Genomic DNA, 13,535 nt, shown 5'->3' on the forward strand with positions numbered 1-13,535 from the left:
CCGTAATGTGTAATCCTATTAAAATTATACAAGGTAGTTACTAATGGCAAAGGAGTAGTACTATGTGCGGAATTATAGGATATGTGGGAAAGAAAAATGCTGTTCCCATAATTTTAGAGGGATTAAAAAATTTGGAATATCGCGGCTATGATTCAGCGGGTGTTTCAGTTATTAATAGTAAGGGTAAAATTGAAACGAGAAAAGAAGTTGGTGTATTAGCTCATTTATGTGCCTCGGTAAAAAAGAGGCCAATAGCGGGCACAATAGGAATAGGGCATACGCGCTGGGCAACACATGGCATTCCCTCACAGTTGAACTGTCATCCTCATAGCGATTCCTCAAATACAATAAAGGTTGTTCATAATGGTATTATTGAAAACTTTAAAGATCTCAAAGACGAACTGATTTCAAAAGGACATTTCTTTAAAACTGAAACTGATACAGAAGTAATTCCTCATCTTATAGAAGAGGAATTAAAAAAAGGATCAAAAACAATCGAATTAGCATTACGCAAAGTAACAACGCAATTACAGGGCTCTTTCGCGTTAGGTATATTCAGTTTAGACGAACCACATAAACTTATAGCGGTAAGGCAGGGAAGTCCGCTCATTATAGGGGTAGGAAAAGACGAGCATTATATATCAAGTGACGTATACGCAATTATGGATCATACGCGTAAAATAATTTATCTTAATGACGGTGAGATTATCGTTTTAACATCAAATAATTATAAAATTACGGATTTTAAAGGCAGGCGTATAGAACCTGTTATAAAAAATGTTACCTGGGATAAAAATTCTATAGACAAAGGTGGCTATGAAAAGTATATGCTTAAAGAAATCCATGAACAACCAACGATTATCAGGCAGAATATAAGTATTAGGGTCCCAAAATTAAAAATGGGGGTCAGATTCGATGATCTGGGGATCCCTGATAGTGTTCTCAAAAATATAAATAAGGTATATATTGTTTCGTGTGGTACTGCGTATTATGCCGGATACACCGGGAAATACCTTCTTGAACATTTCACATCGCTTCCGGTTGAAACGGATCTTGCTAGTGAGTTTCGTTACAGGAAACCTAAACTGCTTAATAAAAACACCCTCATTGTTGCGGTATCACAATCAGGGGAAACGGCAGATACGTTGGCAAGTATTCGTGAAGCAAAAGAAAAAGGATGTCGTGTCTTGGCAATATGTAACGTTGTGGGCAGCACTCTGACCAGAGAAAGTGATGGAGTTATATACATAAATGCCGGGCCTGAGATATCTGTAGCATCAACAAAAGCGTATACAGCACAGCTTCTTTCACTGTATTTATTTACGATTTATCTTGCAAGGTTAAAAAATGAAATGAGTCAGGGTAAAGCACGTAAGCTTATTAAAGAATTACAGCTCGTACCGGACAAAATGGAAGAAATATTCCGTAACGAGTCTTATATAATAAATGTAGCTAAAAAATATCACAAAGCACAAAGCTCATTTTATCTTGGGCGCGGATTTAATTATCCGAATGCCCTTGAAGGAGCATTGAAAAATAAAGAGATATCATATATGCATGCGGAAGGTTATGCGGCAGGAGAGATGAAGCATGGGCCAATTGCGCTCATTGATAAATCATTTCCTGTTATATGTCTGACTACTAAGGGAAGTACTTATGATAAAATGATTTCTAATATAAAAGAAGTTGAAGCACGGAAAGGAAGAATCATAGCTCTTGCAACAGAAGGAGACAAAGGAATTAAGAGTATAGCTGAAACAGTGATCTATGTTCCTGAAACAATGGAAGAAATATCCCCGCTAATAAATATTATCCCGTTACAATTATTAGCTTTTTATATCGCTGAATTCAAGGGATGTGATATCGACAAACCAAGGAATCTGGCAAAAAGTGTTACCGTAGAGTAAGTAATAAAAACTAAAATAGTATGTACCGAATTAATATTTTTTTGACTATTTCTTATAGCTTAAAACTTTTTAAGATAGTTCTGTAATCTCGAACATTTTAATTTTTCTGTCAAGCCTATTGCGTGAAATCTTTAATATTTTGGCTGTTTTTGATTTATTCCATTTGAGTTCATTTAATATATTTAAAATGTGTTGTTTCTCAATGTCATCGAGTGATGTCAGACTCGTTTGAATGGTAGTTTTTGGCTGATATATTTCTGATGGAAGATGATCTGGAACAAGGACATCACCTGATCCAAGAACGACTGCTCGTTCAATAATATTTTTTAATTCTCTTACATTTCCCGGCCAATCATAATTCTGCATTATAGTTAATGCTTTTGGATCTATTTTTCTTACTTTACGGCCAATCTCTCTACTATTGAGGTCAAGAAAGAATTCTGCCAGTGGGGGGATATCGTCTCTGCGTTCACGGAGTGATGGAACATAAATTTCAATTACTTTCAGGCGATAATAAAGATCTTCACGAAAACGTCCATCTAGGATAGCTTTTTCAAGATTTTCATTTGTTGCGGACATAATGCGAACATCCACTTTTATTGTTTCTGTGCCGCCGACGCGTTCAAATTCACGTTCCTGTAATACTCGTAAAAGTTTTATTTGCGTGCTCTGTGAAAGAGAACCAATTTCATCAAGAAATATTGTGCCTTTGTTTGCGATTTCAAACCTTCCGATTTTACGCGCGCTTGCACCGGTGAAAGAGCCTTTTTCATGCCCAAAAAGTTCGCTTTCAAGCAGTGTTTCAGTCAGGACAGAACAGTTTACAATAATGAAATGTTGCCCGGCACGGGGGCTATTATTATGAATTGTTTTTGCTACAAGTTCCTTTCCAACGCCGCTTTCTCCGCGAATAAGTAACGTAGATTGGTTGTTTCTGACCTTCTCAATGATTTCAAAAATCTTTTTTATCGGTGGGGAATTGCCAATAATATCGTGTTTGAGAGATAAAATTTGTTTTAAATTTTTGTTCTCTTGATTGAGGTCCTCATGCATTTTAGCATTATCGATAGCAATCGCTGATTGATTTGCAACTGTTCCAAGTATTTGCATATCTTCATCTGAAAAAGAATGACCATCAACTTTATTGATAACTTCAACCGACCCAATAACACGATCATGGAGAGTTAATGGTACGCATAGTATATTTCTTGTAGGAAAATTTATTTTTTCGCTAATATTTTTTTTAAAACGATCATCTTTAGTAACGTCGGGGACATTGGCTATTTTACCTTCTTTTGCAACCCATCCGGCAATACCTTCACCAATCTTTAATGTGAAATGTTTTATTTCTTCAGATTTTAAACCAGTCGCTGTATTAAAATATAGTCTATTGTTATATTCATCAATGAGGAGAATTGAGCTTGCCTCAGCATTTAAAAGTTTGTTTGCAACATTCATCACAGATTCTAAAACATTCTCAAGTTTTAGCGATGAATTTATTATTGATCCGACTTGGAGCAAGGTATATAAATTTTCACGACTGAGACTGTCATAATTATTGTTTTCCATGTAGCCCTCATTTGGCATTGATTTGAATTAATTATTCCATTTTCTTAGGCGGTATTGTATACTGTTATTTGCTCATATGTCAATAATATACGTGCATTTACATACTATCTAAACACATGAATTATCATATACATAATTATAACAATAGAGCACCATCGATACATAGTACATGTTTTATAGCTCATGGTGTGGTAATTGTCGGGGACGTCAAAATCGCCAAAGACGTAAGTATATGGTATAACAGCGTTTTAAGGGCCGATGTTAATAAAATCATCATTGGAGAAAAAACAAATATTCAGGACAGCTGTATTGTTCACGTGGGACATAATGAGCCATGCATTATTGGTCGAGAGGTGACGATCGGTCATGGAGTAAATCTTCATGGGTGCACAATAAAGGATAATGCAGTTATTGGAATAGGATCGATTATATTGAGTGGAGCGATTATTGGTGAAGGTGCAATAATTGCAGCTGGAAGCATTGTCCCTGAGGGGATGCGTGTTAAGGAAAAGACTCTTGTGATGGGGCAGCCGGCGCGTTTTGTTCGAGAAATTAATGAACGAGATGTGCAAAAAAACTCTCAGTTGGCAGCTGAATATGTGGCACTGAAAAATGAGTACATGTAACAGGTAGCAGCAACCTCTAAAATATCTCTAACGATAAAAAAAGGAGATTGTATATGACGAATGCTAAAAAAAATATTAAAAGAAAGATATTTGTATCAAAGAGGATACAAGGATTATTTGCGCTATATACAATAATGTCTCTTTTTGCGATAGTGTTCTTTTTAGGTGCAGAATTCTTTATTTCGTTTTCTGAATTCTTTGGTGTCGGTACCATGACGCAGTCTTTTGTGTTTTTGCATACAAGTCAGGTTGCAAAAATGATCGTTCTTGTTGGGTGGGGACTTCTTTGCTATTCAATGGGCGTTCTCTTGGAAAAAAACAAATTTGCGGGCCCAATGGTGAATTTTAAGCGGAGTATGCGTGCTATTATCTCCGGAAAAGATGATACAAAAATTAGATTAAGGGAAAATGATTATTTTAAAGAGCTTGCCAGTGATATTAATGTGCTGGTTGAAAAGTATCAATGTGAGAAAAAAAGAAACAGTGAAATTATCAATAAAATAATTGATGAAGCGAGTACAGTTAAGAATGCAGCTCGTAGTGGTGAAAATACTGACCAGATAAAGAATGCGTCAGAATCAATTATGAGCATGTTGAACGAATTAAAACAATCACAATCCTGCAGCTCAAAAACTGATCGCGATTAACGTATATCATGATAATAAAAGATAACGGGGACAAAGATAAAGCCATACGATCAATAAATGATTTAAGAAGTAAGATAGCCTACCATAATTGGCGGTATTATGTTCTTGATGATCCGGAAATTACTGATGGTGAGTATGATAATCTTTACAATAAACTTGTTCACTTAGAAGAAGCCCATCCTGATTTAATTACTTCTGATTCTCCCTCACAGCGTGTTGGTGCCGTACCGCTTTCGTCATTTGACTCGTTTAAACATCCCGTTCCTATGCTTTCACTTTCCAACACTTATACAGAAGAAGATGTCCTCAAATTTGATGAGCGCACAAAAAAAACGCTTGGTGTTGAGAAAATTGAATATGTTGTTGAACCAAAGCTTGATGGCCTTGCGGTTGAATTAGTATATGAAAAAGGTATTTTCAGTATAGGGGCAACAAGGGGGGATGGATTTATCGGAGAGCAGATCACCGCTAATTTAAAAACTATTCGTTCGATTCCACTTTCTTTAATAAGCGGCGATCTTAAAATTCCTGATTATGTATCTGTACGTGGAGAGGTAATAATGAAATTGCATGACTTTAGGATGCTGAATGAAACTCGTCTCAATAAAGGTGAGCAGCTTTTTGCAAATCCTCGCAATGCTGCGGCAGGTTCTGTGAGACAGCTTGATCCTAGGGTTACCGCAACACGTCCGCTAGATATATTTTTTTATGCAATAGGGAGCATGCAGGGGATCAATGTATCATCGCAGAATCAATTACTTGAGTTGTTTCCTCAATGGGGGCTCAAGGTCAATCCACTTGTCACGGTTGTAAGCGATATTCGTCAGGCTATGACGTATCATAGCGAGTTGTATAAAAAAAGAGACACACTAGACTATGATATAGATGGAATAGTGATTAAAGTAAACTCTTATGCATTGCAAGACACACTTGGCACTATTGCGAGGAGTCCTCGGTGGGCGGTAGCGTATAAGTTTAAAGCTCGTCAGGCAACTACGGTGATAAACGATATTATAGTGCAGGTTGGCAGGACAGGAGCGCTTACTCCTGTTGCAATAATGAATCCGGTCGAGATTAGCGGAGTTGTTGTTGAACGGGCCACGCTGCATAATCAAGACGAGATCATAAAAAAAAATGTGCGTATTGGAGACACTGTTATAATAGAACGTGCAGGGGATGTTATCCCGGAGGTTGTTAAAGTCGTTCTAACAAAACGTACCGGTAGAGAAAAATTATTTACAATGCCAAAAAAATGCCCGGTGTGTGGAGCAGACGTGCGTAAAGATGAGAATATGAGTGTGTATCGGTGTGCAGGGCTGTCTTGCAGTGCCCAGTTAAAAGAATCGATAAAACATTTTGCTTCCAGGAAAGCTATGGATATTGATGGTTTGGGAGACAAGCTTATAGAACAGCTGGTGGATAAAAAAATGATTAGGAATATAAGTGATTTATACAAACTCACAAAGGAACAACTGCGAGATATGGAACGAATGGGAGATCTGTCAGCCGGCAACATTATCCGTGCAATTAAGGATAGTAAGGGGCCTACATTAGCTAAATTTGTCTTTGCCCTAGGGATACGTAACGTAGGAGAGCAAAGTGCAAAGTTGGTTGTTCAGAAATATAGATCATTAGATGCTCTATCCATTGTGCCGTTTGATGATCTCGTGACTGTAAAAGAGATCGGTCCGGAAATAGCATCAAGCATTGTCGCGTTTTTTAATAATGATGAGAATAAAGAAATATTAGATAATCTTAAAAAAGCTGGTATTGAGTGGCATATTGAAGAAGAGATAAAAAACAGGCCATTTGAAGGAAAAATATTTGTGTTTACCGGAACACTAAAAGATCTCTCACGTGATGATGTAAAAAATATTGTAGAACGTTTGGGTGCACGTGCAAGTTCATCGGTGAGCAAAAACACTGACTACCTGGTTGCGGGTGAATCTCCGGGATCAAAGTATGAAAAAGCAAAAAAACTGGGAATTAAGATACTTACGGAAAAAGAATTTGTTGCTATCATTGAGCAATGAGTTATATGCTTTATCAAAAGAGGAGAAAAAGAGTGGAATTTTCTAGAAAACAAATGTTTTTATTTTGCTGTCCTGTGGTTTGTGGCCTATTGTCTACATTCTTTTGTCTATTTTGTATCGTGGCAACATCCTATTCAGAGGAAGTCTCCGGGAATTATGGGGCGGAATCAGCGCTGGATGTTAACATTGAGGAAGAAAGTTCAGTTACTGAAACTGGTAAAATGTCACGTGTCAAAATAGGAGAGGAATTAGCATTAAAGGGTAAGTATGAAGAAGCAATGCACGAATTTGAACGGTCGATAAGAGAAGATCCTTATAATGCAAATGCTTATCTTCAACTTGGGTTGATTTATTTCTATGTAAAAAATGACCCAAAAAAAGCAGTAGAGCTTATTAAGCAGGCGCTAGAGATTGATCACACGTTAGTTGATGCGTATTATAACCTGGGCTATATTTATGCGAAAGCAGGACAACATGATGACGCCATTGATCTTTACAGGAAAACTATAGAAATTGCCCCTAATTATGCAGAAGCGCATTATAGTTTAGGTATCGTGTATTATTATTTTAAAGATATGGTGCCCGAAGCAGAACATGAGTTTAAAGAAGCCTTGAGATTAAGGCCAAATTATGAGCAGGCACATTTTTTCCTGGGAAACATTTATGGCGGCCAAGGAAAATATGATGAAGCGATAAAAGAGTTTAAAATAGCTTTAGAGATAAACCCAAAGTATGCAGAAGTGCACTTTTTTCTTGGCAACATTCTCGGAGGACAAGGCAAGTTTGAAGAAGCTATTGACGAATTTCAAATGGCTCTTATGTCAAATCCAAACGATGCAGAGATACATTACAAGCTTGGCGTTATATACGACAAGATGGGTGTTCAAGATGAAGCTATTAAGGAATTTCGTACAGTGTTAACGTTAAGCCCAAAACATGTTGAAGCAAACAATAATTTAGGGTTCATATATGCGAAGCAGGGAAATTATGATGAAGCGATATTTGAATTTAAAAGGGCATTAGAAGTAAATCCAAAATATGTTAAGGTGATGAATAATTTGGGTATAGTGTTTGCCGAAAAGGGTGAATATGAGAAGGCATTAGACAGCTTTAATAATGCTCTTGCAATAAAAGAAAATGACCCTGAAGCTATTTATAATATTGGTATGACCTACTGGAAAAAAATCCGCGATTATGATGAAGCAAAAAAATATTTTCAGCAATATATTCAATTAAGGCCCAATGATGAGACTACTTACGAGGTAAAAAAGATTCTTGGAAAGATCGATCAGGACAAACTTATCCATAAACAAAGAACACAGGAGATTATGGTTGAAGCATTATCAACGCCGGACGATGACACGTCTGAACATTATACGCGAGCTGTCCAGTTATATACTGAAGGGAATATTGATAAGGCTCTTTCAGAATTTAAAATTGCGGCAGAAAAACAAGAAAACGAGACAAATGCGCGTATCTACATGGGAGTGATACTTAATCAAAAAGGAAGAGTAGATGATGCAATAGAACAGCTGGAAAAATCTATAGAGCTAACTCCTGATAATCCGGATGCGTATTACAACTTAGCTCTTATATATGATAAGGTAAAAAACAATAGCGCTAAAGCGCTTACCAATTATAAAAAAGCTATTAAATATAATAAAGACTATCTCGATAGTTACAGCCGAATGGGTGATATATATGCTCGTACAGGTAAAATAGATAAAGCAATGAAACAGTACGAAAAAACTATAGAGCTTGATACTAATTATGCAAAAGGATACAGCAATATTGGTATATTGTTTAATTCTAAAGGCGAGTATAGAAAAGCGTTAGACAATATTCAAAAAGCTATTAAAATAGATCCTAATGACCCGATCTTCTATAATAATCTTGCAAACGTGTATCTTGAAAACAACAATTATACGAAAGCGAGAGAAACTATTGCACGTGCAGTTGAACTTGATCCGGATTCAGCTATTAGCCATTGCACTTACGGAGAAATATTAGAGAGTTTAAAGGAATATGATCTTGCAATATATCATTTTGAGCAGGCAACAAAAGATATGAAATGGCGACCATATGCACGACGAAGGATTCGTGCGATAAAAAGTAAAAAGAAATTTAACGAGTAAAATCGATGAAAGTGTAGATAGTTATTGACTTTATCGGTTATTTGTAATACTGTGGCATTTGTGATTTCGTACCAACAAAACCAAAAGGAGGGTTTAGTATGAATAAGGCTCAATTAGTTGAATCAGTAGTAAAGGAATTAAAGATCTCTAAAGCAGCTGGTGAAAAGGCTGTTAAGTCAGTTATTGTATCTATTAAAAAAGGTCTTAAGAAAGACAAAAATGTACAGCTTATTGGTTTTGGAACATTTAGAGTTGTTAACAGAAAAGCAAGAGCAGGCAGAAACCCACAAACAGGCGAAAAGATCAAAATTAAAGCAAGTAAGTCTGTTGGTTTCAAATGTGGTAAAGACTTAAAGAAATCTCTGTAATATTTATTACAGGTTAATTAAAAGCCCCGAATTTTATATCTATAAAGTTTGGGGCTTTTTTTTTGTTTGTATGATATTATTTTGGATGTTATGGAAGAAAAAAATAATATAAATTTGTTTGCATACGGCACTCTTTTAAGTGATTTTAATCTCCGTATTATTACCAGTAAAGAATTTTCGCGTAAAGAAGCGATACTACTTAATTATCGTAAAATAACTCCGAAAGACAGCTATCCTTTTATTGTTCCCAAACGCGGTAAAGTTACGACAGGGGCGCTTTTATTTGATGTGGATCCCGAATCCTTGAAAGCAATAGATAAGTATGAAAATGTAGGAACCTATTATCATCGCAGAAAAGTTAAGGTGCAATCGGATGGTGAGCTGGTTGATGCAGAAGTGTATATTGGTATAGTCAAAAATATAAAAAAGGTGATGGGTGACGGGACAGACATAACTGATAGAATAGAAGATCAGCTTGAAGTAAAAATTAATAACCTCATAAAGGAAAGTAAGGCCTCAGAAGCAGATAATCTATTTGAAGAAAATCTATCTCTAAGAATTAAAAAAGAACTTTTAGGAAGCGCGGTAGAGACGATTATAAAAGCGCATTATGAGTGGCTTAATTTACCAACGTTTATGATAGAAAAAGCGCTTCACGCAGACAACCTTCCAAAATTGGAACGTATCAGAGGAAATGCTGAGGTTATACCGTATTCTGACAACTATATAGATTTTGCTGTTAGGCATATAGTATTTAATCAAGTTGAAGAAAAGATACGCCATGATTTTCGTGGGAGTGTGAAGGTCGCAAGCGAATATTATATGCATTCAATATCAATGATGCTTGCTCTCAAATTTTTAAATGGTCAGAAATCTGTTTTGAAAAACATGATGAAAGACATGGGCGCAGATCATTATGAGATGTCATTAGGGTATATCGACTATGCGCGAAAAGGTATTTTAATAGCTGATGCAATATACGATGAACATGAGCTGCGTGAACTCATAACCTGGGTAAAGGAATTTCGTGCGGGTGGGAAAACACCACTCGGTGCAGAATTGGAATTTAGCAATATCGGAAAGAACGCGATAACAGCTTCTCCCGGCCAAGATCCGCATTATGACAGTTTTTATTATTTTGATGATTTTGATTTATCCCGGCGCTTATGGAAACTTGGCGGACATGTTGATTCTCATCGATATGTTACAAGCTCGCAAGACCGGCAACGCGGTTTTCTTGAATACGCATTTGGCCGGTACATGATTTTAGGAGACCTATCAAAGCCGGTGACACACGATCCTTGGATATTGGCACATTTGATCAGTGAGGGCATTGAATTTGCCTGTGTATCTCCACATAGTCTCCAGATATCAATACAAATAAACGCTCCCTCGGACTGCCTTGAACCTTCTAAAGAATCGCATCTGATATGCTTGTTGCTTCTGGGAGGTGATATTGGATATGATGAGCACGGACGATTAAGAGAAAAAAGGATTTTTTATAATGAAGTTGTTGATAATTTTGGCAACATAAACTTTTCGCATGAAAAAGTGCACAATTACAGTGAAGATGACGGAACAAAGAATTCTCATACAGTTATAGAATACGGTTTTCCGCGGCTTCGAGCAGATAATGATTACGAACCATTAATCGCAGCGTTAAAAGGCTATCAGATTGAAGCGAACCCAAGACCACTTAATCCGGTATCTGAAGAAAGAGGATTGTTGTCAATATCAATGGATGAAAAAGAGGATCTTATAAACTGGGCTCATTCGCCGTGGGCACTTTCAAAGGATGATATCAATGGGTTTTTAAGTATCGTTGAAAAAGGTCTTATGACCGAAGATAATGGCCGGCCAGCACATAGTAAAGAATATATAGCCTGCATATTACAGAAAATACACGATTTAATGGTTACAAAAAACGAATTCATTAAAAGTTCAAAATAATCAGTGTAAAAGGCGGAGGGTTTTATGGAGCTTTCTAACGTACTAAAGAAAAGAAAAAGTATCAGGTCATATATTCCTAAGCCTGTTGATAGGGATCTTATCTTAAGGTGTATTGATGCTGCGCACCTTGCGCCTTCAGCTTGTAATATACAACCATGGAAATTCATTATAGTCGATGATCCTGATATCAAAGAAAAACTTATAAACGAATCACTTTCAGGAGTACACTCATTTAATCAATTCGTGCAGAATGCGGGCGCATTGGTTGTTGTTGTCGCACGAAAAGATCTTTTAACCCATAAACTGTTTGCATCATTGCAGGGAACACAATTTTACTTGCTAGATATAGGCGCTGCATGTGAGAATTTTATACTTAAGGCAACTGAATTAGGCATTGGAACATGTTGGCTCGGGTGGTTTAATGAGAAAAAAACAAAGAAAATACTGCATATACCAAGAATGTTAAAAATCCCCTCAATTATTGCAGTTGGCCATTATGACGAAACAGAATATGAAAGCAAAGAACGTCAAAGAAAGAATATTAAAGAAGTGTATTCGTTTAACAGATATGAAAAAATACCGGGAGAATGATATATGCAAGCTGATGTTGGAAAACTAGGGAAAATTGTTGTTGCAAAATTTGAGCATGGTGAAGATTTTATTGGAGGTCTTGAAACACTTTCAAAAAAACATAAAATTAAGACCGGATTGGTGTTTTTTCTTGGTGCTTTAAAGGGTGCAGACATTGTTACCGGTCCGCAAAAAGCGGTAATACCGCCTGAGCCGAATTGGAATACCTTTAATGATGGTAGGGAAGTTTTCGGTTTTGGAACAATTTTTTATGAAAAAGGGAAACCAAAACTCCATCTTCATATGGGGGCAGGTAAAAAAAGTAAGACTTTGGTCGGCTGTATACGTAAAAATGCGAAGATATACCTTGTTATCGAGGCATTTATGTTAGAGATAAAGGGAATCAATGCGCGTAAAGAGCTCGATCCAAAAACAGGCTTAATTATGCTAAAAATATTATCGGCTAAATAAGTGAAAATAATCAAATATTTACTCATTATTATGGTGTGTCTACTGGGGGCGATATTTGTAAGTATCGCGTTGTCACCATATTGGATTAATCACCATTCTATCAACAAGCATATTCGAGCATATGTTGAAAATTATATTAATCGTGCGATACCTGGGTCAACTGTCACAATAGAAGGATATGAAACAGATGTATTCAATAGAACAATTTTTCATAATGTCACGGTCCTCATAAAACTGAACAAAAATAAAACGACTCGTGTAACATTTGACAAGCTGATTATCACTCATCCCATACAAAAGCTGCTGAATAAGGAAGTTATCGGTGAAGTATTGTATGGATCGTCATATCTCCATTATAAAGTGGCTATTGGGGATGATATCAGTGAGAAAAAAATATCATTTAAAACAAATTGGATTGATCTCGAAGAGCTTAAATACAAGTTTTTAAGGAAACTGTATCCTGAGATATTTAAATATATCGGATTCAAAGGGAAACTTCTTATTAATGGTGAATTTATATTTACGGATAAGAAAGCATCGGTGAACGGGATGGTTAAGTTATCTAGAGTTGATGTTGATTTACGTGCGCAGAACATAAAGTTTAAAGAGGTTAATGGTTATATACCGTTTCATGAAGATTTTACCGGGGAACTATCAATTGATCCGCACGTCGGAATAATAAGGATAAAAGAACTGTCGTACGGGAAATTAAAGCTGAAAGAATGTCGAGGGTTCCTAACTTACAATAATTTTAGTATAGAGTTAGATCCTTTGCAGTGTTCATTTTTTGGTTCTGAGCTAGATGGATATGCAAAGATTTGGTATGAAAAGAGTATTGTGTGTTATGATTGCACGGGTGTTTTTTATAAACTTGATTTCAGGCAAATAAAAGATATTGCCGGTAAAGAGAAATTTGATGCGTCAGGATACGGTGCAGGAGAAATTATTCTTTCAGGCAAAGGAAACTATGTAAAAAACATATCGCTTAAAATTGATGCTTTGCAGCCTGGAGGGACAATCAGTGCCGCGTTTCTTAAAAACATTTTAAATTATCTTCCAAAAGGTGATTTGCGGAATAAAGTTGATCTTGTGCTTGATAAAGAACATGATTTTCAGTTTACGAAAGCAATGCTACGATTTGCAAAAAAGAAAGATGTGTATCAGGCATACTTGTTTCTTGATGGGCAGCATTTGTTAGAGTTTACCATAAATATCGATCATGAAGTCATTCGTGATCTATTAGAAATCTTTTAATGAGA

The 13,535-nt window shown here is 36.3% G+C and carries 11 protein-coding genes; 10 read left to right on the forward strand and 1 reads right to left on the reverse strand.

The features are described 5' to 3' along the window. Positions 1-62: 62 nt before the first annotated feature. Positions 63-1,907, forward strand: a complete 1,845-nt coding sequence (gene glmS / locus P9M13_06520; protein ID MDP8262937.1) for a glutamine--fructose-6-phosphate transaminase (isomerizing) — start codon at positions 63-65, stop codon at positions 1,905-1,907. 69 nt (positions 1,908-1,976) lie between these two features. On the opposite strand, the gene P9M13_06525 is transcribed toward glmS, so the two are convergent. Further along, positions 1,977-3,476, reverse strand: a complete 1,500-nt coding sequence (locus P9M13_06525; GenBank protein ID MDP8262938.1) for a sigma-54-dependent Fis family transcriptional regulator — start codon at positions 3,474-3,476, stop codon at positions 1,977-1,979. A 116-nt stretch (positions 3,477-3,592) separates the two neighbouring features. On the opposite strand from P9M13_06525, the gene P9M13_06530 reads away from it, so the two are divergent. The 9 genes from P9M13_06530 (at position 3,593) to P9M13_06570 (ending at position 13,530) form a co-directional block, all read left to right on the forward strand. After that, positions 3,593-4,102, forward strand: coding sequence for a gamma carbonic anhydrase family protein (locus P9M13_06530; GenBank protein MDP8262939.1), 510 nt, complete (start codon positions 3,593-3,595; stop codon positions 4,100-4,102). Between the two features lie 53 nt (positions 4,103-4,155). Continuing rightward, positions 4,156-4,749, forward strand: a complete 594-nt coding sequence (locus P9M13_06535) for a hypothetical protein (protein ID MDP8262940.1) — start codon at positions 4,156-4,158, stop codon at positions 4,747-4,749. 8 nt (positions 4,750-4,757) lie between these two features. Then, positions 4,758-6,782 carry an NAD-dependent DNA ligase LigA gene (gene ligA / locus P9M13_06540; protein ID MDP8262941.1) on the forward strand — a complete coding sequence of 675 codons (2,025 nt, stop codon included), beginning with the start codon at positions 4,758-4,760 and terminating at the stop codon, positions 6,780-6,782. A 32-nt stretch (positions 6,783-6,814) separates the two neighbouring features. Continuing rightward, the gene (locus P9M13_06545; GenBank protein MDP8262942.1) at positions 6,815-8,917 is read left to right on the forward strand and encodes a tetratricopeptide repeat protein; all 2,103 of its coding nucleotides are present in this window, start codon (positions 6,815-6,817) and stop codon (positions 8,915-8,917) included. A 98-nt stretch (positions 8,918-9,015) separates the two neighbouring features. Continuing rightward, entirely contained in the window at positions 9,016-9,285 is a 270-nt protein-coding gene (locus P9M13_06550) for an HU family DNA-binding protein (protein ID MDP8262943.1), read from the forward strand. Positions 9,286-9,375: 90 nt separating this feature from the next. Then, on the forward strand, positions 9,376-11,235 hold the full coding sequence (locus P9M13_06555) for a gamma-glutamylcyclotransferase family protein (GenBank protein ID MDP8262944.1): 1,860 nt from the start codon (positions 9,376-9,378) through the stop codon (positions 11,233-11,235). 24 nt (positions 11,236-11,259) lie between these two features. Beyond that, positions 11,260-11,826, forward strand: coding sequence for a nitroreductase family protein (locus P9M13_06560; GenBank protein ID MDP8262945.1), 567 nt, complete (start codon positions 11,260-11,262; stop codon positions 11,824-11,826). 3 nt (positions 11,827-11,829) lie between these two features. Then, positions 11,830-12,276, forward strand: a complete 447-nt coding sequence (locus tag P9M13_06565; protein ID MDP8262946.1) for a DNA-binding protein — start codon at positions 11,830-11,832, stop codon at positions 12,274-12,276. Further along, positions 12,277-13,530 carry a hypothetical protein gene (locus P9M13_06570; GenBank protein MDP8262947.1) on the forward strand — a complete coding sequence of 418 codons (1,254 nt, stop codon included), beginning with the start codon at positions 12,277-12,279 and terminating at the stop codon, positions 13,528-13,530. The last annotated feature ends 5 nt before the right edge of the window (positions 13,531-13,535 follow it).

The organism is Candidatus Ancaeobacter aquaticus (assembly GCA_030765405.1).
GTDB lineage: Bacteria > Auribacterota > Ancaeobacteria > Ancaeobacterales > Ancaeobacteraceae > Ancaeobacter > Ancaeobacter aquaticus.